Origin of the sequence: Mesorhizobium humile (genome assembly GCF_033977215.1) — a bacterium.
In the GTDB taxonomy this organism is placed as follows: Bacteria; Pseudomonadota; Alphaproteobacteria; order Rhizobiales; family Rhizobiaceae; genus Mesorhizobium; species Mesorhizobium humile.
The window spans coordinates 58,052-82,980 of the sequence record NZ_JAVIIV010000009.1 but is presented as its reverse complement, the minus strand read 5'-3'; the positions used below and the strand labels follow the sequence as shown (position 1 = coordinate 82,980).

The 24,929-nt window shown below is 63.7% G+C and carries 22 protein-coding genes and 1 tRNA gene; 13 read left to right on the top strand and 10 right to left on the bottom strand.

The features are described 5' to 3' along the window. The first annotated feature begins 106 nt into the window (after positions 1–106). Positions 107–1,540 carry an aldehyde dehydrogenase family protein gene (locus tag RFM52_RS15515; protein WP_320297331.1) on the top strand — a complete coding sequence of 478 codons (1,434 nt, stop codon included), beginning with the start codon at positions 107–109 and terminating at the stop codon, positions 1,538–1,540. A gap of 297 nt (positions 1,541–1,837) precedes the next feature. Next, the gene (locus RFM52_RS15510) at positions 1,838–2,356 is read left to right on the top strand and encodes a DUF2867 domain-containing protein (RefSeq protein ID WP_320297330.1); all 519 of its coding nucleotides are present in this window, start codon (positions 1,838–1,840) and stop codon (positions 2,354–2,356) included. Positions 2,357–2,596: 240 nt separating this feature from the next. On the opposite strand, the gene RFM52_RS15505 is transcribed toward RFM52_RS15510, so the two are convergent. After that, on the bottom strand, positions 2,597–3,028 hold the full coding sequence (locus tag RFM52_RS15505) for a hypothetical protein (protein ID WP_320297329.1): 432 nt from the start codon (positions 3,026–3,028) through the stop codon (positions 2,597–2,599). A gap of 69 nt (positions 3,029–3,097) precedes the next feature. Here RFM52_RS15505 and RFM52_RS15500 point away from each other — a divergent pair, with 69 nt between their 5' ends. Further along, a complete protein-coding gene (locus RFM52_RS15500) occupies positions 3,098–3,271 on the top strand; it encodes a hypothetical protein (protein WP_320327856.1) in 174 nt (57 codons plus the stop codon). A 130-nt stretch (positions 3,272–3,401) separates the two neighbouring features. Here RFM52_RS15500 and RFM52_RS15495 read toward each other — a convergent pair whose 3' ends face one another. The 3 genes from RFM52_RS15495 to RFM52_RS15485 form a co-directional block, all read right to left on the bottom strand. Beyond that, complete coding sequence (locus RFM52_RS15495; RefSeq protein WP_320297327.1) at positions 3,402–3,635, bottom strand: hypothetical protein; 234 nt, start codon at positions 3,633–3,635, stop codon at positions 3,402–3,404. 560 nt (positions 3,636–4,195) lie between these two features. Beyond that, positions 4,196–4,269, bottom strand: a tRNA-Gln gene (locus RFM52_RS15490). 145 nt (positions 4,270–4,414) lie between these two features. Further along, the gene (locus RFM52_RS15485; RefSeq protein ID WP_320297326.1) at positions 4,415–5,347 is read right to left on the bottom strand and encodes a lysylphosphatidylglycerol synthase transmembrane domain-containing protein; all 933 of its coding nucleotides are present in this window, start codon (positions 5,345–5,347) and stop codon (positions 4,415–4,417) included. A gap of 264 nt (positions 5,348–5,611) precedes the next feature. Between RFM52_RS15485 and RFM52_RS15480 the strand changes: the two genes are divergently transcribed. Together RFM52_RS15480 and RFM52_RS15475 are read left to right on the top strand one after the other, a co-directional pair. Then, a complete protein-coding gene (locus RFM52_RS15480) occupies positions 5,612–6,973 on the top strand; it encodes a Ppx/GppA phosphatase family protein (protein WP_320297325.1) in 1,362 nt (453 codons plus the stop codon). After that, positions 6,970–7,665 carry an RlmE family RNA methyltransferase gene (locus tag RFM52_RS15475; protein WP_320297324.1) on the top strand — a complete coding sequence of 232 codons (696 nt, stop codon included), beginning with the start codon at positions 6,970–6,972 and terminating at the stop codon, positions 7,663–7,665. The genes RFM52_RS15480 and RFM52_RS15475 overlap by 4 nt, the downstream gene beginning before the upstream one ends. A 159-nt stretch (positions 7,666–7,824) precedes the next feature. Here the strand turns inward: RFM52_RS15475 and RFM52_RS15470 are convergent, their stop codons facing one another. Next, the gene (locus tag RFM52_RS15470; RefSeq protein WP_320297323.1) at positions 7,825–9,246 is read right to left on the bottom strand and encodes an MFS transporter; all 1,422 of its coding nucleotides are present in this window, start codon (positions 9,244–9,246) and stop codon (positions 7,825–7,827) included. Positions 9,247–9,454: 208 nt separating this feature from the next. On the opposite strand from RFM52_RS15470, the gene RFM52_RS15465 reads away from it, so the two are divergent. The 4 genes from RFM52_RS15465 to RFM52_RS15450 all read left to right on the top strand — a co-directional run bounded on the left by RFM52_RS15465 (position 9,455) and on the right by RFM52_RS15450 (position 12,391). Beyond that, on the top strand, positions 9,455–9,691 hold the full coding sequence (locus RFM52_RS15465; RefSeq protein ID WP_320297322.1) for a type II toxin-antitoxin system Phd/YefM family antitoxin: 237 nt from the start codon (positions 9,455–9,457) through the stop codon (positions 9,689–9,691). Positions 9,692–9,856: 165 nt separating this feature from the next. Beyond that, positions 9,857–11,359 (top strand): IMP dehydrogenase, encoded by a 1,503-nt coding sequence (gene guaB / locus RFM52_RS15460; protein ID WP_320297321.1) that lies wholly within the window; start codon positions 9,857–9,859, stop codon positions 11,357–11,359. Positions 11,360–11,402: 43 nt separating this feature from the next. Next, the gene (locus tag RFM52_RS15455; RefSeq protein ID WP_320297320.1) at positions 11,403–11,951 is read left to right on the top strand and encodes a hypothetical protein; all 549 of its coding nucleotides are present in this window, start codon (positions 11,403–11,405) and stop codon (positions 11,949–11,951) included. A gap of 20 nt (positions 11,952–11,971) precedes the next feature. After that, positions 11,972–12,391, top strand: coding sequence for an MAPEG family protein (locus tag RFM52_RS15450; RefSeq protein WP_320297319.1), 420 nt, complete (start codon positions 11,972–11,974; stop codon positions 12,389–12,391). 7 nt (positions 12,392–12,398) lie between these two features. On the opposite strand, the gene rnd is transcribed toward RFM52_RS15450, so the two are convergent. Next, on the bottom strand, positions 12,399–13,550 hold the full coding sequence (gene rnd, locus RFM52_RS15445) for a ribonuclease D (RefSeq protein WP_320297318.1): 1,152 nt from the start codon (positions 13,548–13,550) through the stop codon (positions 12,399–12,401). Positions 13,551–13,679: 129 nt separating this feature from the next. Then, entirely contained in the window at positions 13,680–14,891 is a 1,212-nt protein-coding gene (locus tag RFM52_RS15440; protein WP_320297317.1) for an MFS transporter, read from the bottom strand. 111 nt (positions 14,892–15,002) lie between these two features. On the opposite strand from RFM52_RS15440, the gene RFM52_RS15435 reads away from it, so the two are divergent. Then, positions 15,003–15,761, top strand: a complete 759-nt coding sequence (locus tag RFM52_RS15435; protein WP_320297316.1) for a DeoR/GlpR family DNA-binding transcription regulator — start codon at positions 15,003–15,005, stop codon at positions 15,759–15,761. Positions 15,762–15,875: 114 nt separating this feature from the next. Next, positions 15,876–17,672, top strand: coding sequence for an aspartate--tRNA ligase (gene aspS / locus RFM52_RS15430; RefSeq protein ID WP_320297315.1), 1,797 nt, complete (start codon positions 15,876–15,878; stop codon positions 17,670–17,672). 97 nt (positions 17,673–17,769) lie between these two features. On the opposite strand, the gene RFM52_RS15425 is transcribed toward aspS, so the two are convergent. After that, positions 17,770–18,960, bottom strand: a complete 1,191-nt coding sequence (locus tag RFM52_RS15425; RefSeq protein ID WP_320297314.1) for a hypothetical protein — start codon at positions 18,958–18,960, stop codon at positions 17,770–17,772. Between the two features lie 416 nt (positions 18,961–19,376). Here RFM52_RS15425 and parC point away from each other — a divergent pair, with 416 nt between their 5' ends. Together parC and RFM52_RS15415 are read left to right on the top strand one after the other, a co-directional pair. Next, positions 19,377–21,632, top strand: coding sequence for a DNA topoisomerase IV subunit A (gene parC, locus RFM52_RS15420; protein WP_320297313.1), 2,256 nt, complete (start codon positions 19,377–19,379; stop codon positions 21,630–21,632). A gap of 231 nt (positions 21,633–21,863) precedes the next feature. Then, positions 21,864–23,063, top strand: coding sequence for an AI-2E family transporter (locus tag RFM52_RS15415; protein WP_320297312.1), 1,200 nt, complete (start codon positions 21,864–21,866; stop codon positions 23,061–23,063). On the opposite strand, the gene RFM52_RS15410 is transcribed toward RFM52_RS15415, so the two are convergent. Both RFM52_RS15410 and RFM52_RS15405 read right to left on the bottom strand, forming a co-directional pair. Continuing rightward, positions 23,051–23,947, bottom strand: a complete 897-nt coding sequence (locus RFM52_RS15410) for a DMT family transporter (protein ID WP_320297311.1) — start codon at positions 23,945–23,947, stop codon at positions 23,051–23,053. The genes RFM52_RS15415 and RFM52_RS15410 overlap by 13 nt on opposite strands. Positions 23,948–24,071: 124 nt before the next feature. Beyond that, positions 24,072–24,836: an arginyltransferase gene (locus RFM52_RS15405; RefSeq protein ID WP_320297310.1), complete on the bottom strand. Its 765-nt coding sequence runs from the start codon at positions 24,834–24,836 to the stop codon at positions 24,072–24,074. Between the last annotated feature and the right edge of the window lie 93 nt (positions 24,837–24,929).

The following is a 24,929-nucleotide window of genomic DNA, read 5'->3' as shown; positions in this document are numbered from 1 at the left end:
ACTTCTCGCTTGCGTTTGACAGAGCACATGCCGCATCGTTATTTCTGGCGATATACGACGACCACCTCACCACAATCGAGCAAAGCGGCCCGCAGGGAGCGAAACCATGTCACACAATCTGCAATTCTATATCGACAGCGCCTGGGTCGATCCGGTGGTGCCGAACACGCTCGACGTCATCGACCCTTCGAACGAGGACGCTTTCGCGCAGATTTCGCTCGGCTCCAAGGCGGATGTCGACAAGGCGGTGGCCGCCGCCAAGCGCGCTTTCAACACGTTCGGCTTCACCTCGGTCGAGGAGCGGCTCGATATCCTCAACCGCGTCATCGAAATCTATAAGAAGCGCAGCAAGGACCTGGCGCTCGCCGTCTCGCGCGAGATGGGCGCGCCGCGCCAGATGGCGCTGGACAGCCAGGTCGGCGTTGGCCAGGCGCATCTGGAAAAGATGGCCGAGGTGCTGAAGACCTTCCAGTTCCGCCATGTCAAAGGCTCCTCGCTCATCGTCAAGGAGCCGATCGGCGTCGTCGGCCTGATCACGCCGTGGAACTGGCCGCTGAACCAGATCACCTGCAAGGTCGGCCCGGCGCTTGCCGCCGGTTGCACCATGGTGCTCAAGCCGTCCGAGATCGCGCCGCTCGACGCCATCATCTTCGCCGAGATCGTCGATGAGGCTGGCGTGCCGAAGGGCGTCTTCAACCTCGTCAATGGCGACGGCCCGGGCGTCGGCCAGGCTTTGGCCAGCCATCCCGATGTCGACATGATGTCCTTCACCGGATCGACCCGCGCCGGCATCCTGGTCGCCAAGGCGGCGGCCGACACGGTCAAGCGCGTGCATCAGGAACTGGGCGGGAAGTCGGCCAACATCCTGTTCCCCGATGTCGATCTGGAGCGGGCCGTGACCAAGGGCGTCGCCGGCTGCTTCGGCAACAGCGGCCAGTCCTGCAACGCGCCGACCCGCATGTTCGTGCCGCGCGACCTTCACGACGAGGCGGCCGGCTATGCCAGGAAGGCGGCGGAGAAATTCACCGTCGGCCCGGCCGATGCGCCGGCGTCCAAGCTCGGCCCGGTGGTCAGCCAGATCCAGTTCGACAAGATCCAGGACCTGATCCAGAGCGGTGTCGACGAGGGCGCCACGCTGGTCGCCGGCGGCCCCGGCCGGCCGGCCGAGCTCAATCGCGGCTACTACGTCCGCCCGACCGTCTTCGCCAATGTCACGCACGACATGCGCATCGCCAGGGAGGAGATCTTCGGGCCGGTGCTGTCGATCATGCCGTACGACACGGTGGAGCAGGCGGTCGAGCAGGCCAACGACACGGTCTACGGCCTCGCCTCCTACATCCAGGCCAGGGATATCGAGAAGGCGCGCGACGTGGCGGCACGCATGCGTTCCGGCAATGTCTACATCAACTACCCGACCTGGGACGCCGGCCTGCCCTTCGGCGGCTACAAGCAATCCGGCAATGGCCGCGAATACGCCGAATACGGCCTGGAGGATTTCCTCGAGATCAAGGGCATCGCCGGCTACGAGGCTGCGGAGTAAGCGCCTGGAGAACCAGGCCTCCGAAGAGCTTGGGAAGGGCGCGGTCTCGGCCGCGCCTTTTCATTTGGGCTGAGAGCCTCACTCGAAATTAGGATCCATCCATTGTTGGCTTGCGACCGCGCCGCTTGGGCTGCGGTAGCAACGGCTCTTCAGAGCGTATTCTTCACCGGACAAATCACTTGTATAGCGCTCACGCACAATATTATATCGTTTCCGATCGGCTTCCGTTCCAGGGCATGTCCTCCCTCACCGCTATTGGCAAGCTGTCGCGGAAACTGCCACGATTGAGCTTTCAGCATGGGTTTAGACCGCAAACCGCGGGTACGCCGGACGACGCCGCCGTCGGAAAGTATCGTTGCGAGCTGGTACGAGAACGCCAGTTCACTCGATAGCTACAGCATTGACTTGATTGCATCGGAACGGTCGAGCATGCGCGAGTTGGCGACGCGGACACTCGTCAATCCACCCGCGTGGCAAAAGGCGTTGATCGCGCTGCGCGACGCCATGGTTATGCCCTTTGGCATCAAAACCTCCGATACGGTCAGGGCGTCCCAGGACAGCCGTGAACGGGTGGACTTCTTCCCGGTGCACTGGGAGGGCAAGGACGAAATTGTGCTCGGCACGGATGACCGACACCTGGACTTCCGGCTATCTCTGCTCCGACGCCATTCTCCAACGGGTACGTTGCTCATCGCGACAACCGTTGTGCATTCCCACAATGCCTTGGGCTTCACCTATCTCAACGCAATCAGGCCTTTTCATCACCTCGTGGTCAGGGCCAACCTGGCACGCTGCGCACAAACGCACATGCAATAGAGCTGCAGGAACCTCGAATTTTAAACGATAAAATACGGCAGGGGCGCTCCCAGCTGCCGGCGATGCGGGCTGCATCCTTTCGAGACGTCAGCAGGAGGGTGTTGCCTCTCTATTCCGGTCAATCCGGCGCCGTCTGGTGATCAGGGCAATCCCACTCGCTGGGACGAGGAGCATCGCTTCGAACAGAAAGAAGCCCCGCCGGCGAGATGCCTGCGGGGCTTTTTTCAGCGGACGTGCCGATCAGCGACGATCGCCGCGGCTGCCATGGTGGCCGCCATTGTTCGCGGCGCCCAGGCACATGCCATAGTAATCGTCGTGGTTGCTGCACGAATTGACGGTCGTCTGCTGAGCATAAGCCGAACCGGCCAGGCCGGAGACGGCAACAACGGCGAGAATTACATTGCGAACGATCTTGGACATTTCGTTTTTTCCTCTGTTTAAATTCCGGTCGCGCCGGTCGATAGCGGTTTTCCCGCAGTTTGGTTTCGGTTTGATGGCGCTTGAGCGCGAATTTGTTTCGAAATGGCAACTTGTCATACGGCAGCGGGCCCAGCCGGCCGACGCCTCGCAAGCTGTGACGGGCTCGTTTGCATGCAAATGTTTCAGCGGCAGCCGGTTCTCGTTACGGGCCTCGCGCTTGCGTGCAATGCGCCGGAAACGGTGGTCGATCATTTAGATCGCCATGGTGAAGGCGGCGGGGATTGCCTCCGCGACAGCCATGGCGAGCCAGGGATGAAGTCTATGTCGATAATGAAGACGTTGAACCGCATGGGTGCGGCCTTGAAATATGCGCAGGATGCCCGCAAGACCACGCGGATGCGGAACGGTCTGCCGTCCGACAACCAGTTGGATATTTGCTGGCCGGTAATGCCGACAGCCAAACATTTGTCGTCGGACACTTCGGGCCCGATCTGAGACAGCGATCGCGCGAAAGCCTGATCGCTGATCTGCACAGGCAGTCATCGTCTCGCGAGATTCGGATAACGCGCCGTGGCCTTGCTCTCGGCACCTTCCGAGCGCGTCGCGAACTTGTCGAAGTTCGCGGTTACCCGCGTCCTGCCTCGATGATACCGACCATTGCCCTGGTAAACTCGACCATGCTGTTTGCAGTGAGGGCCGCATTGTCGGGAGACTGCCCGATATGCTCGGCCGCTCCGCAACACGACCGGCGGATGCTGTCGTAGTACGGATCTCTCTCATCGTCCGGCATCGTCGCCAAATTCAGGGCTCGACGGTGAATCATGCGCAATAGCTGCGCCAATGCTGTTTCGACACTCATGCGTTTGCTCCGCATCGGTCGAGCGTCTCGGCACATTGAGTGCCGGATCGTCGATCGGGCATATTCCCGATTCGTACAGGCTGCACGGTAGTCACTAATATATCGTTGATTGCTAATATATAGCGCCAACAACAGGGAATTGGGCAAGCGGGAACGTTGGTGACGGCTGCAACTTATGCATGTGACTTCTGTCACGTTCTGTGCTGCAGCGTTTAGTATAAGCCTTGTGGGCGAGGGGGCGGCACAGCCTGCTCGGCCAGGAGGGATGATGACCCTGTCAAATGACCTGCATGACAAGAACCTGACGTTCCAATGTCAACACTGCTCCCAGACGATCGTCAGGAAAGGCTCCTGGATCAAGAGCATCAGTACCTTTAGGTGCGAAGGGTGCCGATCCGAGATGCGGTTGACATATGGGCACAAACTGGCGATCTTCGAACGGCATCGGCACTTAGCGTGAAAGGCTCAAAATGAGCGTTCAAGGCATCACGTGCCTGCACGCGGTGCGCATAACATTGCGCCGGCACGCATTTCCATAATCAGCAACCGATGCGAAGAACTGGCTGGGGAACCTGGATTCGAACCAGGACTAACGGAGTCAGAGTCCGTGGGTCTACCGTTAACCTATTCCCCAGCAGGCGCGGCTGGTACCGCGCGAAGCGGGCGGCTCATGTGCCGCGAGCGCTGCCTTGTAGCCGCCATCCGAAAATAGTCAAGCCCGCAACTGAGATCAACCGCAGCCTTTTTGCCGGTGACTTCCTTCGGGCGCTCGCAAGGCCTCAACTCTCTCCGCGGCTGTATTGCGAATGCTCGAAATAGAGCACCACGCCAAGGCCGATCAGCAGCGGAATGATCAGATAGAACAGGCGGAACACCAGGAGCGCGGCGAGCACGCCGACCGGATCCATGTCCGAAAGGCCGGTGAGGAAGACGACTTCGAACACGCCAAGCGCGCCAGGCGCATGCGACAGGAGCCCAATCGAGAACGACACCATGAACACGCCGAGCACGACGAAATAGCCGGGATTGCCGGCCTCGGGCAGGACAAAATAGATGATCGCGGCGGCCCCCAGCAGTTCGACCGGGCCGACCAGCAATTGCCGCGCCACGATCGGCAGCGCCGGGTAGTGCAGCTGGAAGGAGCCGATCTTCAGCGGTCTCAGCCGCAGCCAGCTGCCGAAGGCGTAGGCGCCGACGAGAATGAGCATGGCGAACCCGGCGGCGAAGGCCGCGCCATGATGCGGCGCGCCCGTGAAGCGATCAACGATCTGGGGTTCCAGCAACAGAACGAGGCCGCCGAGGAAAACGCTGGACAGGATGAAGGTGAACCAGCAGATGGCCACCAGCACGCCGATTTCCTGGCCAGTCAGCCCCCGCGTGGCATAGGCGCGGTAACGGATGACCGCGCCGGAAAACACGGAGCCGCCGATATTGTGCGACACCGCGTAGGTGGTGAAGGAGCACAGCGTGACGAACAGCCACGATACTTTCTTGCCGAGATGCAGCAGCGCGATGTGGTCGTAGCCGGCGAGCGAGGCGTAGGCGACGACCGAGCTCAGCGCCGCGAGCACCCAGCCGCGCGGCGGGATGGCGGCGATGCCGGCCCAGACATCGTCGAGTGAAATGCCGCGCAGTTCATGAATGAGCAGCCACAGCGAGAACGCGACGGCCGCGATGCCTACGACCGGCCAGAAATAGCGCCTCCAATTCATGGCGTCGTCATCATACGTTGCAGCTCATTGATTTGATGTGCCCAAGCCCTTCGAACCCTCATTTGAGACATGCCTGATTGAAGCCGGCTATTCAACCGGCAAGACATTGCCCCAACGTGACGCTGGCAAAAAGTGACGTCAGCGAAATTCGACCTCGCGCTCTTGGTGATTGCGAAGGGCACTGCTACTCTGTCGCCAACTTGAAACAAATCGAGGTGCCTGCTGCGTCCGTTCCCGGTTCGCGCGGCGCCGGAAGGAACTGAAGTGGAAGACCACGATACCGGCGCCGGCGCGTCGGCAGTGGGCATGTCCGGGGCATCGCCGACGCAGTCGGCAGGCCCGCAGCCGGCGCGATTCAGCCGCCACGCGGGTGCGCACCAAAGACATGCCGACCCCAGACATGCCAACCAGAGGCAGACTGGCGCGAGCCTGGCCGACCAGCAGGGCGATCCGCCGAAAGGCAAGACGCGCAAGCGCCGCAAGCGCCGGCGCGGTCGCAAGGTGTTTGCGCGCGACGACAACGGCGCCCCGCCGCCTGCCGCGCCCGCCGCCATTCCCGCAAGCCAGGCTCAGAGCGCGCCGTCGCAGGTCGAGCCAAGGCCGCCCCAGTCCCCGCCACGTCCGCCGCAGCAGGAATTGCCGGTTTTCGCCGCGCTCGACCTTGGCACCAACAATTGCCGGCTACTGGTCGCGGTGCCCGGCCGTCACGGCCAGTTCCGTGTCATCGACGCTTTCTCGCGCATCGTCAGGCTGGGCGAGGGGCTCACGGCCAGCGGCCGGCTGAGCCAGGCCGCAATGGACCGCGCCGTCGAGGCGCTGAAGATCTGCGGCGACAAGCTGCGCAACCGCAAGATCAGGAAAGCCAGGCTGATCGCCACCGAAGCCTGCCGTTCGGCCGCCAACGGCGTCGAGTTCCTGGATCGTGTCGAGCGCGAGGCCGGGCTGAAGCTCGAGATCATCGACCGCCAGACCGAGGCCCGCCTTGCCGTTTCCGGCTGCGGCTCGCTTGTCGAGCGCGACACGCAGGGCGTGGTGCTGTTCGACATTGGCGGCGGCTCGTCGGAAATCGCCTTGATCGACCTGACCGGACGGCGCTCTCCTCGGCTCGCCAACCACATCGTGTCGTGGACCTCGCTGCCTGTCGGCGTGGTGTCGCTCGCCGAGCGCTTCGGCGGACGCACGGTCACGCGCGAGACCTTTGCCGCCATGGTCGACGACGTGGCCGCGCGGCTGAAGGTCTTCGACGGCCGCGACAGGCTCGCGCATGTGCTGGCCAGTCCTAACTTCCATCTGCTCGGCACCTCCGGCACGGTGACGACGCTGGCCGGCGTGCATCTCGATCTCGAGCGCTACGACCGCCGCCGCGTCGACGGGCTCTGGATGGACCGCGACAGCGTCGATCGCATGATCGAGCGGCTAATCGGCTGGGATTTCCAGCAGCGTTGCGCCAACCCTTGCATCGGCGCCGACCGTGCCGATCTCGTGCTCGCCGGCTGCGCCATCCTGGAAGCGATCCGCGGTGTCTGGCCGTCCGAGCGGTTGCGCGTCGCCGACCGGGGACTGCGCGAGGGAATCCTGAGCGAGCTGATGGCCGATGACGGCGTCTGGCGTGGCGGCCGACCATGAGCAAGAAGCCTGAAAAGCCGGGTTCGGGAAGCATTCGCGTGCTGAAGACCCGGATCAAGAAGAAGAGCGGTCTGAAGGAATCCTCGCGTCGCTGGCTCGAGCGCCACATGAACGATCCTTATGTGCAGCGCTCCAAGGCAGACGGGTATCGCTCCCGCGCCGCCTACAAGCTGATCGAGATCGACGACAAGCATCACTTGTTGAAGCCCGGCATGAAAGTGATCGACCTGGGTGCTGCCCCCGGCGGCTGGTGTCAGGTGGCGGCCGCGCGGACGAAGTCGACGGCGGAGAATCCGCATGTCGTCGGCATCGACTATCTCGAAATGGACGCGGTTCCGGGCGCGGTCATCCTGCAGATGGATTTCCTCGATCCCGATGCGCCGCAAAAACTTGCCGAGGCGCTGGGCGGCCAGCCGGATGTGGTGTTGTCCGATATGGCGGCGCCCACGACCGGGCACCGCCGCACCGACCATTTGCGCACCATGCATCTGTGCGAAGTCGCGGCCGATTTTGCGCTGCACGTCCTGAGGCCGGGCGGGCATTTCCTCGCCAAGACTTTCCAGGGCGGCGCCGAGAACGAGCTTTTGTCGCTGCTGAAGCAGAATTTCCGCTCGGTCCATCACGTCAAGCCGCCGGCCTCGCGGGATGAGTCGGTGGAGCTTTATCTGCTGGCCAAGGAGTTCAAGGGGTAGCGCCTCTCCCTTCTCCCCTTGTGGGAGAAGGTGGCCGCGAAGCGGCCGGATGAGGGGTGTTCCAGGGAATACCAACGTCTCACTCCGCTGGAACACCCCTCATCCGTCTCGGCGCTGCGCGCCGATCCACCTTCTCCCACAAGGGGAGAAGGCAAGGGGCTACTTCCCCGCGGTTCCCGCCGTTTCCAGCGTCTTCGGCGTTGTCAGCCGTCCATGCCCGGAAACGGCATTGCCGGCGTCCGGCGCCAGCCGCATGAAGGTGATCGACGCCGCCGCCGAGACGGCCGCCACGATGAAGAAGGCGATGTGGAAATCGCTGAGCGTCAGCGGTCCGCCATGGATGGACGTCGACACTTCGAGGATGCCGCCGGCCAGCGCCACGCCGAGCGCGATCGACAATTGCTGGAAGACCGCGGTGATCGGCGTCGCCTTGCTGGTGTCGGCGGGCGTGATCTCGGCATAGGAGAGCGCATTGACGCCGGTGAAGAACATCGAGCGGATGAAGCCGCCGACCAGGAGTATCGCCAGCATCAGCGCATAGGGCGTCTGCGGCGTGAACAGGCCGTAGATGGCGATCGAGGCGGCCGCGACAAGCGAGCCCCAGATCAGCACGCGGCGGAAGCCGGCGAGCCGGAACAGCAGCGCGGTGACGAACTTCATGCCGATGGCGCCAATCGCCGAAACGAAGGTGATCATGCCGGACTGGAAGGGCGTCAGCCCGAAGCCGATCTGGAACATCAGCGGCAAAAGGAACGGCACCGCGCCGATGCCGATGCGAAACAGCGAGCCGCCGAGCACGGAGGATCGGAAAACCTGGTTGCGGAACAGCTCCAGGGCCAGCAGCGGGTTCTTGGCGCGCCGCGCATGGAGGAGATAAAGCACGCCGGAGATCACCCCGACAGCCACCGTGATGAAGCCGGCCATCGGCGGCAGCGCCGGCAGGCTGACGACGGAAAGGCCGAAGACGACGCCGGAAGCGGCAAGCCCCGAAAGCACGAAGCCGGGGAAATCGAGCGGCGGCGTCTGGGCAGGCTCCGTCTCCGGCAGATAGTGGGTGGCGAGCCACATGCCGACCAGGCCGATCGGCACGTTGATGAGAAAGATCCAGTGCCAGGTGAAATAGGTGGTGATGAAGCCGCCGATCGGCGGACCGACCAGCGGGCCGACCAGCGCCGGCACGGTCAGCCAGGACATTGCCGCGACAAGCTCGTTCTTCGGCGTGGCGCGCACCAGCACCAGGCGGCCGACCGGCGTCATCATCGCGCCGCCCATGCCTTGCAGGAAGCGCGACACCACGAAGGCCGGCAGCGAATTGGCAAACGCGCAGGCGACCGAGCCGGCGATGAAGACGCCGATCGCGGCGCGAAAGACGTTCTTGGCGCCGAACCGGTCCGCCATCCAGCCGCTGATTGGAATGAAGATCGCCAGCGACACCAGATAAGCCGTCAGCGCCAGCTTCAGCGCGATCGGGCTGGTGTGGATGTCGACGGCGATCGCCGGCAGCGACGTCGCGATCACGGTCGAATCCATGTTCTCCATGAAAAGTGCGACCGCCAGGATGAGCGGGATGATGCGGTTCAAGGGAAACGCCCTGATTTGTCTTCACGAATCTGGCGCCTGGCTGGGGGCGAGCCGGCACGTCCGGGCGGTTATCACGCCTCGGCCGGGATGTCGCATTAAATTGCTGTCACTTTTGTGCGACCGCAACCACTGGTAGGGGCAATTTCTCGACGGAATCTGATTGTGCCAGGCTTACTGCCATACTACCGATGCCGCATGGAGTGCTGAGATGGACAACACCGTCCCCATAGCTGACGTTAAACGTAAACTCTCCTTCATCCTGCGTGGAGCCAGTGAAGGACAGAGCTATGTCGTGGTCAGTAATGGGCGGCCGGTGGCGCGGATCATTCCTGCCGACACGCAGGAGTTATTTCCCCACTTGCGCGCAGCGTTGTTGTCCCGGCTCAAGCAACAGCCCGTTGTCGCTGTCGAAAACTGGACGCGCGACGACGCGTATGAGGACTAACGATGAAGGTCTTAGCGCGAAACGAGAACCCGTCGCGTCGCGCAACGATCGGCTTTTCAACCGCGACAGGACGTGTTACCAGCCAGCGCCAATCCTGAAAGGGAAGATGAGAGTCGGCGCTGGCCAATCGGCCCGGCGCCTTTTCCGCATTCAAAAGGACTGGCCATGGCAAAAATCATCGAAACGTCCACCGGCGCATTGGCGCTGACCTTCGACGACGTGCTTCTGCAGCCCGGCCATTCCGAAGTCATGCCGGGCGAAACCGACATCCGCACCCGCATCGCCGGTGACATCGATCTCAACGTGCCGATCCTGTCGGCGGCCATGGACACCGTCACCGAGGCGCGGCTGGCGATCGCCATGGCGCAGGCCGGCGGCATCGGCGTCATCCACCGCAACCTCACGCCGGCCGAGCAGGCCGAGCAGGTCCGGCAAGTGAAGAAGTTCGAATCCGGCATGGTGGTGAACCCGGTCACCATCGGCCCGGACGCCACGCTCGCCGACGCGCTGGCGCTGATGCGCACAAACGGCATCTCCGGCATTCCCGTGGTCGAGAATGGCGGCACCGGCGGTCACACGGTCGGCCGGCTCGTCGGCATCCTCACCAACCGCGACGTGCGCTTTGCCTCCGATCCGGCGCAGAAGGTCTACGAGCTGATGACGCGTGAGAACCTGATCACCGTCAAGGAGAACGTCGACCAGGACGAGGCCAAGCGCCTGCTTCACAAGCACCGCATCGAGAAGCTGGTGGTGGTCGACCGGAAGGGCAATTGCGTTGGCCTGATCACCGTCAAGGACATCGAGAAGTCGCAACTCAACCCGCATGCCACCAAGGACGCCCAGGGACGCCTGCGCGCCGCCGCCGCCACCAGCGTCGGCGATGACGGCTTCGAGCGTGCCGAGCGCCTGATCGACGCCGGCGTCGACCTGCTCGTCATCGACACCGCGCATGGCCATTCGCAGCGTGTCCTGGATGCCGTGACGCGGGCGAAGAAACTCTCCAATTCAGTGCGCATCCTGGCCGGCAACGTCGCCACCGCGGAAGGCACGAAGGCGCTGATCGATGCCGGCGCCGACGCCGTCAAGGTCGGCATCGGCCCGGGCTCGATCTGCACCACGCGCATCGTCGCCGGCGTCGGCGTGCCGCAGCTCTCGGCGATCATGTCGGCGGTGGAGATGGCGCAGAAGTCGGGTGCGACGGTGATCGCCGATGGCGGCATCAAATATTCCGGCGACCTCGCCAAGGCGCTCGCCGCCGGCGCTGGTGCCGCCATGATCGGCTCGCTGCTGGCCGGCACGGAGGAGAGCCCGGGCGAGGTCTATCTGCACCAGGGCCGCTCCTTCAAGGCGTATCGCGGCATGGGCTCTGTCGGCGCCATGGCGCGCGGCTCGGCCGATCGCTACTTTCAGGCCGAGGTCCGCGACACCCTCAAACTGGTTCCGGAGGGCATTGAAGGGCAGGTTCCCTACAAAGGACCTGTGGCTGGCGTGCTGCACCAGCTTGCAGGCGGCCTGAAAGCCGCTATGGGTTATGTGGGTGGACGTGACCTTGCAGACTTCCGCGAGCGCGCCACTTTTGTGCGCATATCCAATGCCGGACTTCGTGAAAGCCACGCCCATGACGTCACGATCACCCGCGAAAGCCCAAATTACCCGGGCGGAATTTGATCGGGAGGCCGATCAGGCCGACCGCCAGGGCCTGTGGCGTGGCTTGAGCGTGGCGGTTCTGCGGCTGTCGCGGCACGCGGCGGCCCTCTCCATCGCCTCAATTGCGCTTTTCCTTGCCATGACGGCGCTGGAGTTTCTCTATTTCCAGCGTCTGAGCGGTGGCCTGGCTTCGCTCGACATGCGCGTCGCCGGCTTCACGCCCGACGAAGGCATGGCGTGGCTCACAGCACTCGGCCGTCGCGGCGGCGAGATCATCATCGTCTGGCACTATTTGACCTTCGACCTTTTGTTCCCGGCCCTGCTGTCGCTGACGCTGGTCAGCCTCATCCTTGCCTTCGGCAGGCGGCTCAGCACCTTCCGAGCCATGCCGGCGCAACTGCAGGCCTTGTTCTCGCTCGTCCTGGTGTTGCCCTACACGGTCGCCGACTACGCCCAGAATTTTGCCTTGGCGCGGCTGCTTTCCGATTTCCAGTTGGCCAATCCCGATTCGCTGGCCTTCGCCTCTTCGCTGACCGTCACCAAATTCGCGTTGCTGGCGATCCCAGTCTTCGTCGTCGCATTCTTCGCGCTGGCCGGGCAACGGCGGCGCTGACGGGAGGAGAGGGCGCACATATGCACCAGACCGCCATCTTCTGGCCAATGCTGGCGCATGTGCTCCTGGTCTACATCGTCTATCTGGTGATGCTGAAGCGGCGCTATTTCGCCGTGAAATCGGGCGAGGCGAAGGTCAGCCAGTACAAGGTCCGCTCGACCGAGCCGGCGTCCAGCGTCACCGTCGCCAACAATCTGATCAACCAGTTCGAGCTGCCGGTTCTCTTCTACGCGCTCTGCCTGGCGCTGTTCGTCACCAATGGCGTGAACTACCTGACTCTGGCATTGATGTGGCTGTTCATAGCCACGCGCTATATCCACGCCTGGGTGCATCTCGACAGAAACTATGTGCTGCACCGCAGCCGCGCCTTCTTCCTCGGCGCGGGCATACTTTTCGTTGCCTGGATCTGGTTTGCGCTGCACCTGGTTGGGGCGGTGTGAAGAGGCGCTAAAGATCGAACACCGCGATCCTGCGCCTGTCGAATTTGATGCCGATCTCGCCGCGGACCAGCCTTAGCGCCTGCTCGCCGAAAACGGCGCGCCGCCAGCCCTGCAGCGCCGCCACGTCGGCCTCGTCGCCCTCGGCCGCTATGCGGTCGATATCGTCGCTGGAGGCAAGCACCTTGGTGGCGACGCCTTCCTTCTCCGCGACGATCCTGAGCAGCACCTTGAGCAGTTCCGCCGCCGCGCTCGATCCTTCCGGCGGCTGCACGCTTTTCGGCAGTTTCGGCATCGAGTCCTTGGGCAGCGCCAGCGCCGCGTTGACCGCGCCAAGCAGCGCGATTGCCGTCGCGGAGCGCTCCCAGCCTTTCGGCGTTGTGCGCAGCTTGCCGAGCGCCGCCGCGTCGCGCGGCGCCTGCTGCGCGATCTCGTAGATGGCATCATCCTTGAGCACGCGGCCGCGCGGCACGTCGCGCTCGCGCGCCTCGCGTTCGCGCCAGGCGGCCACCGCCTGCACGATCGCCAGCTCCTGCGGCTTGCGCAGCCTCATCTTCAGCCGCTTCCAGGCATCTTCGGGATGCGGATCGTAGGTCTCGCGCGAGGTCAGCACATCCATCTCCTCGTTCAGCCAATGGGCGCGATCCTCGCGCTTCAGCTCGGCGCTGAGATGCTGGTAGACCTCGATCAGGTGGGTGACGTCGGCAAGCGCGTATTCGAGCTGCTTGTCGGAGAGCGGCCGGTGCCGCCAGTCGGTGAAGCGCGAGGACTTGTCCAGCCGGGCTCCGGTGACCTTCTGGACGAGCTGGTCATAGGAAACGCTGTCGCCGAAGCCGCAGACCATAGCCGCCACCTGGGTGTCGAACACCGGATGCGGCACCAGATCGCCGAGATGGACGATGATTTCGATGTCCTGCCGCGCCGCGTGGAAGACCTTCAGCACCGCCTCGTTGGCCATGAGCCGGAAGAACGGTTTCAGGTCGATGCCGGGCGACAATGGATCGATAAGCGCCTCAATCCCAGGCGCGGCAATCTGGATCAGGCAGAGGATCGGCCAAAAGGTCGTCTCGCGGATGAATTCGGTATCGACGGTAACGAATTCCGACTTTTCGAACGCCGCGACAACGCTCTCGAGTTCTTCTTGTGTGGTAATGACGTGCATCAAATCGCTTTTGGCACAATATTAGGCCTCTTTCAATTTCAGCCGCGCGCGCTTTCGTCAAGCGCCGCGACGTCGTCACGCACCGCTAGTTTCGCGCGATCGCGATATCCGACGGCTGGGCGCAGCGTTTCAGGCCTCTGCGACCGGCGCTTCCACTCTTTGCCGTGCGATATCCGCGACTTCGGCCGCGGACCGTCGGCCAAGCGCGCCGGCGGCGGCCAGGCTGAGCAGGATGAAGGGGAGGCCGATGCCGAAGGCCGAGCGGATGCCCCAGTGATCCGATACGAAGCCGAGCAGCGGCGGACCAAGCAGAAAGGCGACGAAGGAGATCTGCGACAAGGCGGCGACATTGATCGCCGCGGGACGGTCGGTGCGCTGCGCCGCCGCCGAGATCGCCAGCGGAAAGATGGCGCTGCTGCCGATGCCCAGAAGCGCGAAGCCCAGCATCGAGACGAAGGGCAGGGGCGAGAAGAAGACGATGAACACGCCGACCAGCATTGTCGCCAGCAGCACGCGCGCCACGCCGCTCGGTGAGTGGCGATCGACAAAGCTGTCGGCGAAGAAGCGTGTCGTCGCCTGCGAGAAGGCGAACAGCGCCACGGTGAAGCCGGCAACGAAGGGCCCTGAGTCGAACACTGCGCGCATATAGATCGCCGACCAGTCCATGCTGGCCCCTTCCATCAGCATGGCCGATAGTGTTACCGCGACGAGGATGAGGATCGGCAGAGTCGGCCGGGCATACATCGGCGGCTTGTCGCCGGTCGCGGCTAAGCGGGCGGGCGCCGGTTCGAAATTGCCGAGGAACAACGCCATCGCAACCGCCACAATCGGCACGACCAGCGCCAGATGCACTTGCGGTGACAGGCCGAGATGAGCCACGGCGCTGCCGAACAGGCCGGCGCCGAAGAAGCCGATGCTCCAGAATGAATGTGCCCGGTTCATGATGCGGCGTTGGAGCAGGAACTCGGTCCTGTCGGCCTCGACATTCAAGATGATCTCGATGCTGCCGATCATCAATCCGACCGGGAGCAGCATCAGGAACAGAGCGGCCGGGCCCGGTGCGTGCACCGCGATGGCATAGGCGAGCGCGAGCAGCGGCACCAGCCACAACAGCGCGCGGCGAAAGCCGACGCGCTCCAGGATCGGCGTCGCCAGCGTCAGCGCGATCAAGGTAGCGATCGGCGTGCCGATCAGGGCCAGACCGAGCGTGCCGTCCTCGATCCCCATGGCTCGCTTGATGTCGGGCAGGCGCGGAAAGATGTTGCCCATGGCAAAGGAATAGATCGCGAAGCCGGCATAGACGCGGTGCTGGGGGGCGAGTTTCGGGCCAAGGGTCATCATGGGCAATCCAACAAGGAGATTCTGTCGGGCCTCGTCGGGCCACCAACGACTCTGCTTCTTGCATGAACAGGCAAAACATGCAACAATGTGCACAAATAAATAGGATCGTGCATGCTCACCGAGGAACGCCACCAACTCATTCGCGACCAGCTTGCGGCCGACGGAAAGGTGCTGGCCGGTGAACTCGCCAGCCGTTTCGGCGTGTCGGAAGACACGGTGCGCCGCGATCTCAGGGAATTGGCGAAGGCCGGGCAGTTGCGCCGCGTCTATGGCGGCGCGGTCGCGTCGGCGCCCTTTGCCGCCGCGACGCTCGGCCAGCGCAGCCGTCATGCGGTCGAGGAGAAAACGCGGCTCGCCAGGGCGGCGGTTGGGCTGCTGAGCGCGGGGCAGTCGCTGTTCATCGACGGCGGCACGACCAACGAGGCGATCGCCAGGGCGATCCCGCGCGACATGGAACTCACCGTCGCCACCAATTCGCTGGGTGTGGCCTCGGCTCTGACGGACCTTCCCCTGGTCGAGCTGATCGTGCTCGGCGGCCGCTATGTGCCCGATCTCGGCACCTGCGTCGGCGCCGACACGCTCGTCGCCGTGGCGCAGCTCGGCGCCGATCTGTTCTTTCTTGGCTCCTGCGGGCTGGATGTCGCGCGCGGCGTCACCGCCTTCGATTCGGCCGAAGCCGAGGTGAAGCGCGCCATGGCGAAGAACAGCGCCGGCATCGTCATTGCCGTCACCAACGACAAGCTCGCCACCGCCGCGCCCTATCGCGTGGCGGGAGCGGATGCGATCCGCCATCTGGTGGTGGAAAAGACCGCGCCCTCCGCCACGCTCGCCGATTTCCAAAGCCGGGGCGCGCAGGTCCACTTTGCCTGAACGGCCGCGCTGGCGCGCCTGTGTGACCGGTTGCCTTGACAAAGCCGGCCTCTCATGCGCTTTTCGCGCCAATTTTCGAGCCGGGCCAATGCCCGCAATTTCCGGACTTTACCCATGACCACGCATCGTTACCGCAGCCATACCTGTGCCCAGTTGAGAAAGAGCGACGTCGGCAATTCCGTTCGCCTGTCGGGCTGGGTGCATCGCGTGCGCGACCACGGCGGCCTGCTCTTCATCGACCTGCGCGACCACTATGGCCTGACTCAGATCGTCGCCGATCCGGATTCGCCCGCCTTCAAGGTGGCCGAAACCCTGCGCGGCGAATGGGTGGTCCGCGTCGACGGCGAGGTCAAGGCGCGCCTGCCCGAGACGACCAACGCTAACCTGCCGACCGGCGAGATCGAGATTTTCGCACGCGAGATCGAAGTGCTGTCGGCCGCCAAGGAGCTGCCACTGCCGGTGTTCGGCGAGCCGGACTACCCAGAAGACATCCGCCTGAAATACCGTTTCCTCGATCTGCGCCGCGAGACGCTGCACAAGAACATCGTGGCGCGCACCAAGATCATCGCCGAGATGCGCAAGCGCATGGGCGAAGTCGGCTTCACCGAATTCTCGACGCCGATCCTGACCGCGTCGTCGCCGGAAGGCGCGCGCGATTTTCTGGTACCGTCGCGTATCCATCCCGGCACCTTCTACGCGCTGCCGCAGGCGCCGCAGCAGTACAAGCAGTTGATCATGGTCTCCGGCTTCGACCGCTATTTCCAGATCGCGCCCTGCTTCCGCGACGAGGACCCGCGCGCCGACCGCCTGCCGGGCGAATTCTACCAACTCGACCTCGAGATGAGCTTCGTCGAGCAGGACGACGTGTTCTCCACCATGGAGCCGGTGCTTCGCGGCGTCTTCGAGACCTTTGCTGCCGGCAAGCCGGTGACGCAGAAATTCCGCCGCATCCCCTATGACGAAGCGATGCGCACCTATGGCTCCGACAAGCCGGACCTGCGCAACCCGATCGAGATGCAGGCGGTCTCGGATCATTTCCGCGATTCCGGCTTCAAGGTGTTCGCCAACATCCTGGCCAACGATGCAAAGGCCGAAGTCTGGGCCATCCCGGCCAAGACCGGCGGCAGCCGCGCCTTCTGCGACCGCATGAATTCCTGGGCGCAGGGCGAAGGCCAGCCGGGTCTCGGCTACATTTTCTGGCGCAAGGAAGGCGAAAAACTCGAAGGCGCCGGCCCGCTGGCCAAGAACATCGGCGAGGAACGCACCGAGGCGATCCGCCAGCAGCTCGGCCTCGCCGACGGCGACGCGGCCTTCTTCGTCGCCGGTGACCCGAAGAAGTTCGTCACCTTCGCGGGTGCGGCGCGTACCCGCGCCGGCGAGGAGCTGAACCTCGTCGACCGCGAGCGGTTCGAGCTTTGCTGGATCGTCGACTTCCCGTTCTTCGAATGGAACGAGGACGAGAAGAAGATCGACTTCGCCCACAATCCGTTCTCCATGCCGCAGGGCGGCATAGACGCGCTCAACGGCGAGGAGCCGCTCGGCATCAAGGCCTTCCAGTACGACATGGTCTGCAACGGCTTCGAGATCGCGTCGGGCGGCATCCGCAACCATCTGCCGGAAACCATGGTCAAGGCTTTCGAGATGGTCGGCCTGGACCGCGCGACGGTGGAGGAGCGCTTCGGCGGCCTCTACCGCGCCTTCCAGTATGGCGCGCCGCCGCATGGCGGCATGGCGGCGGGCGTCGACCGCATCGTCATGCTGCTCGTCGGGGCAAAGAACCTGCGCGAGATCACCATGTTCCCGATGAACCAGCAGGCCTATGACCTGCTGATGAACGCGCCTTCGGAAGCGACCCCGCAGCAGCTGCGCGAGCTGTCGCTGCGTGTCGCCGTGGCCAAGAAGGAAGGCTAGGGCTCAGAGCCAGGCCTTTCTTTCTGCTCGCAGAAACAGCATCCATTGAAAAGCCCGGCATCGCTGCCGGGCTTTTTGCTTGAAGCGTGTCGCTCGATCAGTCCTGATTCGCCTTGACCTTGACGCCCAGCGTCTTCGGCAGGTCGAGCGGGTTGGACATGGCGCCGGCCATGATCAGCGCGAACGGCACCGACGACGGCGGCTCGGCCGAGATTTCCAGGCTCTTCGGATCGTCGAGGAAGGTGTTGACCGCCGACGAGACTTCCGCCGTCAGCTCGGGATTGTTGAGCTGCGCCATGCCGAACGGCACGATCGCCTTGGCCTGGTTGGCGACGTCCTTGGCCGACATGCCCTGCTGCTTGCCGACATAGTCGAGCACCTTGCCGGTGAGCGAATCGTCCTCGAAGCGCACCGAGGCGCCGTTGAAGGAAAGCTGCTGCATCAGGCCGAGCATGGCCATGCCTTGCGCGGATTTGTCGGCGCCTTCCGGCTGGGCGGCGAGCTGCTTCTGCATGGCCTGCATCGACTTGATGAAGTCCAGCGTATAGCCGCCGAGGTTGAAGGTCATGCCGAGCGTGCCGGCATTCTCGACCGAGATGTCATATTTCGACAGCTCCATCTTGCCGTCGCTCGGCTGCCAGGTGCCGGCCATGTCGATGTTGCCCGAGATGTTCTGGTAGCCGAGCGCCTCGATGGCTTCCTTCGACTTCGGGTCGTCGACCAGCGACAGATCGGCGGTGAATTTTTCGGTGTTGGCGGTGAAGTCCATCGCCTTGCCGTCGGCTGGCGGGGTGATCTGGACGGCAAGCCCGTCCATCGCGAACGCCGTCTTGTCACCGACCTTGACCGTCATGTTGGAGAGCTCCGCCGACTTGTACATCATCAGCGAGCCGAGCGGATCGGTGCTGCCTTCGGCCGGGACCTTCATGTCGTGGATGACCACGGGGCTGAGGTTGAGCGTCACGCCGTCCTTGCTGTGCTCGAAAGCCGAGGTCGAGACGGTGGCGATCTCGTAGCCGCCATCGGCTTCGGTGACCCCTTCCAGCTTTACGTCGCCGATCGGCAGCGCTTCCTTCTCGGCCGCCGGCTTGATCGAAACACCCTGCAGCACGGCATTCGAATCGTCGCCGGAGACACCGGTCCACGAAATGTCGACGCCCTGGGCGCCGAGAGCTGCCTTGATGCGCTCGGCCACCGCCGGATCGGCGGCGAAGGCCGTGTTGAGCGGCAGCGTCAGCAGAAAGGTCGAAAAGGCCAGTTTCTTGAGCGTTGAGCGTTGGATTGTCATGGCGAGTTCCCTGTCCTGATTTGGCTATGATGAGATTGTTTTGAAAGCTGCTCCATCACCATTCCGTGACGAACGGGACGGGAAAAAGGCATTTCCCCGCACATTTGTCGAAAATGGCGATGAAAGGCAAACGCCGGCCGGCAGCCATTCCCGATGCGGTGAATTTATCATGAAGGCCGCGGCCCCTTGCGCCAGCGCGTTGCATTGCCAGATAGCGGCCGCATGTAACGGATTGATGTTGGCCGGCGTCATGTTGCCGACTAAGCCTGTTGCAGATCGGTGGCAAATTGCCGCCGTCGCCTTGCCGCTTCCGTGAAATCCTTCACACCCGCCGGCTGCATGTCCAAGGCCGCGACGAACGCGCCGATGTTCACGCGGCGCTTGCCGCGAATCGCCTGCTCGGCTAGTCCAAATCCATGGGAAAGAGGCTTTTGCCGCCTGATGACAATGGCGGCGGCGACAAAATCGAACCGGTCGATCTGAAGGAAGCGCTCGAGCGGCGCTACCTCGCTTACGCGCTGTCGACCATCATGCACCGGGCCCTGCCGGATGTGCGCGACGGGCTGAAGCCGGTCCATCGCCGCATCATGCATGCCATGCGGCTGCTCAGGCTCAACCCCGATCAGGGTTTTGCCAAATGCGCCCGCATCGTCGGCGACGTGATGGGCAAGTTCCATCCGCATGGCGACCAGTCGATCTACGACGCCCTGGTGCGTCTCGCGCAGGACTTCTCGATGCGCTACCCGCTGGTCGACGGGCAGGGCAATTTCGGCAACATCGACGGCGATAACGCCGCCGCCATGCGCTACACCGAAGCGCGCATGACCGAGGTGGCGAGCGAGCTGCTTGCCGGCATCACCGAGGACGCGGTCGATTTCCGGCCGACCTACAACGAAGAGGACGAGGAGCCGTCCGTCCTGCCGGGCGCCTTCCCGAACCTGCTCGCCAACGGTTCCTCCGGCATTGCCGTCGGCATGGCGACCTCGATCCCGCCGCACAACGCGGCCGAGCTTTGCGATGCTGCGCTTCATCTGATCGAACATCCGGATGCACCGGTGGCGAAGCTGATGGATTTCGTCCAGGGACCGGATTTCCCGACCGGCGGCATCATCGTCGACAGCCGAGCCTCGATCCTCGAAGCCTATGAGACGGGCCGGGGCGGTTTCCGCGTGCGCTCGAAATGGGGCCAGGAGGACCAGGGCAGGGGCACCTGGAGCATCGTCGTCACCGAAATCCCTTACGGCGTGCAGAAGGCGAGGCTGATCGAGAAGATCGCCGAGCTGTTGATGGCGCGCAAGCTGCCGCTGCTCGAAGACATCCGTGACGAGAGCGCCGAGGACATCCGCGTCGTGCTGGTGCCGAAGAGCCGCACCGTCGATCCCGGCATCCTGATGGAATCGCTGTTCAAGCTCACCGAGCTAGAAAGCCGTTTTCCGCTCAACATGAACGTGCTGTCGCGCGGCAAGGTGCCGAACGTCCTGTCGCTGAAGGGCGTGCTGAAGGAGTGGCTCGACCACCGCCGCGAAGTTCTGATCCGCCGCTCGAAATATCGGCTCGGCGAGATCGAGAAGCGGCTGGAAATCCTTGCCGGCTACCTGATCGCCTATCTCAACATCGACGAGGTCATCAGGATCATCCGCGAGGAGGATGAGCCCAAGCAGGTGATGATGGCCCGCTGGTCGCTCACCGACAACCAGGCCGAAGCCATCCTCAACATGCGCCTGCGCGCTTTGCGCAAGCTCGAGGAGATCGAGATCCGCAAGGAGTTCGACGGCCTCACTGCCGAGAAGAAGCAGATCGAGGCCCTGCTGGCGTCCGACGCCAAGCAATGGTCGACGATCAAGTGGGAAGTCGCCAAGGTCCGCGACACGTTCGGTCCGGAGACCGAGCTCGGCAAGCGCCGCACCCAGTTCGCCGACGCGCCCGAGCATGACCTGACCGACATCGCGCATGCCATGATCGAGCGCGAGCCGGTCACCGTGGTGGTGTCGGAAAAGGGCTGGCTGCGCGCCATGAAGGGTCATTTGACCGACCATTCACAGCTCACTTTCAAGGAAGGCGACGGCCTGAAGCTTGCCTTCCACGCCCAGACCACGGACAAGATCCTGGTCTTCACCACGGGCGGCAAGTTCTACACCATCGGCGCCGACCGGCTGCCGGGCGGGCGCGGCCATGGCGAGCCGATCCGCATCATCGTCGACATGGAGAACGACCAGGACATCGTGACCGCCTTTGTCCATGATCCCAAGCGCAAGCTGCTGCTCGTCTCCTACGATGCCAATGGTTTCGTCGTTTCGGAGGAAGAGGTCGTCGCCAACACCCGCAAGGGCAAGCAGGTGATGAACGTCAAGGCGCCGGACGAGGCCAAGCGCTGCATCCCGGTTTCGGGCGACCATCTCGCCATCGTCGGCGAGAACCGCAAGATGCTGGTCTTCCCGCTGGCCGAAATTCCGGAAATGGCGCGCGGCAAGGGCGTGCGCCTGCAGAAGTACAAGGACGGCGGCGTGCTGGACCTCAAGACGTTCACACTCGAGACCGGGCTCTCCTGGCAGGATTCGGCGGATCGCACTTTCGTCAAGTCGCGCGAGGAACTGGCCGAATGGATCGGAGCGCGCGCCGCCGCCGGCCGCATGGTGCCGAAGGGTTTCCCGCGGACGGGTAAGTTCGGGTAGCACGGCCTTTTCCTTCTTCCCTTGTGGAAGAAGGTGGACGAGCGAAGCTAGGCCGGATGAGAAGTGTTCCAGGGAACGCCGACGTCTCACTCCGCTGGAGCACCCCCTCATCCGTCTCGGTGCTACGCGCCGAAGAGCGCCCAGCCAATCATTTGGACTATCGTCACGATTGCTGCACTATGATGGTGCGTAAGCATCCATTGAACCTTCGGGCAGGGGAGAAACGCCGGGTTGAAGCGGGCTGAGATCCAGAAGCCGGGGCAGCGCCTGTTCGGCCTGTCGACGCCGCTGCGGGCGGCCGTCATCCCGCCGCTGTCGGCGGCGCGCTGGCTCCTGGTCCTGATCGTCGCCGCCGGCGTCTATTTCTTCCACGGCTTCCTGTTTCCGGTGCTGGCGGCCCTCGTCATCGCCTTCGCCAGCTGGCCGCTCTACCGCCGGCTGCTCGTCGTCGTCGGCGGCAACCGCACCGCCGGCGCGACGCTTGCGATCCTTTTCATCCTCACCTTCCTGGTGGTGCCGATCGCGCTTGCCGGCACCTATGCCATCAACGAGCTGCGCGAGTGGGTTACCTGGGCGATCGAGACCAATCGGCACGGCGCGGTAACGCCGCAATGGATCGCCACCATGCCGGTGGTCGGCGAGTGGCTGAACGAGCAGTGGACGGCGTATCTCGGCCATCCCAGCGGCATCGGCGAATTGATCCAGCTGATCAGCGGCTCCAACATCGGCACCATCTATCGCGGTGCCCTGGCCGCCGGCGGCAGCGCCTTCGGCCTGTTGCTGACACTTCTGTTCATGATGATCGCGCTGTTCTTCGCCTATCGCGACGGCGAATCTTTCGCGGCCCAGGTCGATCGCCTCGGCGAACGCATTCTGCCGACGCGCTGGGAGCGTATCTCGCGCGTCGTGCCGGCAACCATCTCCTCGACCGTGACGGGCATGACCATCATCGCCATCGGCGAGGGCCTGGTGCTGGGCATAGCCTATTGGCTCGCCGGCGTGCCGTCGCCGGTCACGCTCGGCGCGCTCACCGGCATCATGGCGCTGATACCGGGCGGCGCGCCGCTCTCCTTCACCCTGGTGTCGATCTACCTTGCCGCCAGCGGCCAGCTTTTTGCCGGCGCGGCGCTGTTCGTCTGGGGCGCGGTCGAGCTCTTCATCGTCGACAAGACCTTGCGGCCCAAGCTCGTCGGCGGCCCGATCAAGCTGCCGTTCCTGCCGACCTTTTTCGGCTTGATCGGCGGCGTCAAGACGATGGGCTTCCTCGGCCTGTTCATCGGCCCGGTATTGATGGCGCTCCTCGTCGCCATCTGGCGCGAATGGCTGCGCGAGGTTGAGTTGATGGACGAGATCCCGCCAGTCGCCGACGAGGCTGGCGCGCCGCCCCGGATCGAGGCGGCCGCGGAGCCGAGGAAGATTCAGGCCGGATGATGCACCGCGAGGTCCGCGCGGCGCTTGCGGCCCTCATGCAATTGCCACAGCGAATGCGCGACCAGCGTCACGATCATGATGCCGCCGCCGATCAGGCTGTTGCGGGACGGTGTCTCGGCGAAGATCATCCACACCCAGACTGGCGCCAGGATCGTTTCCAGGAGATAGAACATCGCCACTTCCGCGCCCGAGATGTATTTCGGTCCGTTGGCGAGGCAGAAGAATGCGATCGGCATGACGACGCCGCCATTCAGCATGATCCACCACGGCGCCGCTACCTGGAAGCCGGTCCTGGAAACCATGAACGCCGCCACCCCGAAAGGCAGGATGACGCCAATCAGCGCGGTGAAGCCCATGTCCTTGCCGCTGGCGCGCGAGATGGTGATGGCGCAGGCAATCAGGAAGGCGGAGCACAAAGCCATCAGGTCACCGAACAGATATCCGGTGCCGACGGAATCGCCAACGATGATGGCGACGCCGACGATCATCAGCGCCATCGCGGCGAGGGTCAGCGGCCGCGGCCGCTCTTTCAGGAACAGCCAGGACAGCAGCGCCGCGAAGACGGTGTTGAAGGCCAGGATGAAGACGAGATCGGCCGTCGATGTATGGTAGACGGCTGTCATGAAGGCAACCGCGCCGAGCCCGTAGATCACGGCCACGATCAGTCCCGACCAGCCCGGTATGAGCTGCGGCGCATTCTTGCTGTACGAGCGCCAGACGGCCCACATGATCAGCGCCGCCGCCAAGGTGCAGCTGGTGCGCAGCAAAAGGATGGTCCAGGCCTCGCCATTCGCGAGCCGGATCAGCGGAATATCGATGCTCAGCACCAGCCCGCCGATGGCGGTGACGAGAAGGCCTTTCTGATGATCGGTGTGGGAAGACATGTGATCGTTCTCGAAACAAAGCGAGAGCAAGGGCCGGCGCGATTGCGCACGTCTCGCGCGAGGGCGCGCAAGACCGGCGTCTTCTCCCTTGAAACACTATAAGGGCGGGTTCGGGAAAACTGTTTTAGCGACTGACCGCTTCGTGGTCGAAGCGTTCCCAGCCTTTCGGGCCGAGATGCTCCTGCGGCATGAAGCGCATCTTATAATTCATCTTGCGCGAGCCGTTGACCCAGTAGCCGAGATAGACGTGGGGCAGGCCCATCGCCTTGGCGCGGGCGATGTGGTCGAGGATCATGAAAGTGCCGAGCGAGCGCTCCTCGAAGTCGGGATTGAAGTAGGAATAGACCATCGACAGGCCGTCGGCCATCTTGTCGGTGAGCGCGACGGCGATCAGCTCGCCATGGCCCTTGCCGGTGATGAACGTGTCGGGGCCACGACGCCGGTATTCGATGATCTTGGTGTCGACATGCGTGTCTTCCACCATCATCGCATAGTCGAGCACGGTCATGTCGGACATGCCGCCGCGGCGATGGCGGGCGTCGAGATAGCTGCGGAAGAGCGAATATTGCTCGGTCGAGGGCTGCGCGTCATGCATGGCCCCGACGAGATCGGCATTGTGCTGGATGACGCGGCGCATGTTGCGGCTGGGGTCGAATTCCTGCGCCAGGATGCGCACCGAGACACAGGCGCGGCACGATTCGCAGGCCGGGCGGTAGGCGATGTTCTGCGAGCGCCGGAAGCCGCCTTGCGTGAGCAGGTCGTTCATCTCCGGCGCCTTGTCGCCGACAAGGTGCGTGAACACCTTGCGCTCGAACTGTCCCTCCAGATAGGGGCACGGTGACGGCGCGGTCAGGAAGAACTGCGGCGACTGGGTCGGATGCTGCGTCATCTAATCTTGGAAACGCTCCTGCGAATCGCTCTACCTTTGGCCCGGTCGGCGAAAAATTCAACAGGATTGTGCTGACGCGACGGGCTCGACCTG